The 767-nt window shown below is 66.6% G+C and carries 1 protein-coding gene; it reads right to left on the reverse strand.

The genetic code is table 11. The features are described 5' to 3' along the window. On the reverse strand, positions 1-767 hold a 767-nt coding region (locus tag EGM97_RS26100; RefSeq protein ID WP_477788901.1), incomplete at both ends, for an AMP-binding protein.

The following is a 767-nucleotide window of genomic DNA, read 5'->3' on the forward strand; positions in this document are numbered from 1 at the left end:
TCGGTGTCGCCTTGCGGCGCCTCGTAGGCCTTGCTGGCGAGCGCATCCTGGCCCGGTTCCGGTAATGCGCGGCGGTCGAGCTTGCCGTTGGCGGTCAGGGGCAGGCGGTCCAGGTGCACGAAGGCGCTGGGTACCATGTACTCGGGCAATCCGTTCAGCAAGGCACCGCGCAGTTGCTCGGCCGGGACCGGTTCGCCGCAGACATAGGCCACCAGGCGTTTATTCTCCGAGTCGCCCTGGCTGTCTTCGCGGGCGATGACCACGGCCTCCCGAATCCCGGGACAGGCCAGCAGGGCGCTTTCGATTTCCCCCAATTCGATACGGAAGCCACGGATCTTCACCTGGAAGTCATTGCGGCCCAGGTATTCCAGCGTGCCGTCGGCCAGCCAGCGGCCCAGGTCGCCGGTCTTGTACAGGCGTGCATTCGGGTCATTGCTGAACGGGTCGGCGATGAAGCGTTCGACGCTCAGTTCCGGCCGGTTCAGGTAACCCCGGGCGACGCCGACACCGCCGATGTGGATTTCCCCGGCCACGCCCAGCGGCGCCGGTTCACCCCGCGCATCCAGCACGTGGACCTGCACGTTGGCAAACGGCCGGCCGATGCTCGGGCGCTCGCCGAGGTCGCGGATCAGGTCGATGGTCGCGTCCACCGTGCATTCGGTGGGGCCGTACATGTTGTAGAAGCGGATGGTCTGGCAGTTGCGCAGCTTTTCCCAGGTCGCGGCATTGATCGCTTCGCCGCCGAGCAGCACGCTGACCGGCTGGTA

This window comes from Pseudomonas sp. AF32 (assembly GCF_022342325.2).
Lineage (GTDB): Bacteria > Pseudomonadota > Gammaproteobacteria > Pseudomonadales > Pseudomonadaceae > Aquipseudomonas > Aquipseudomonas uvaldensis.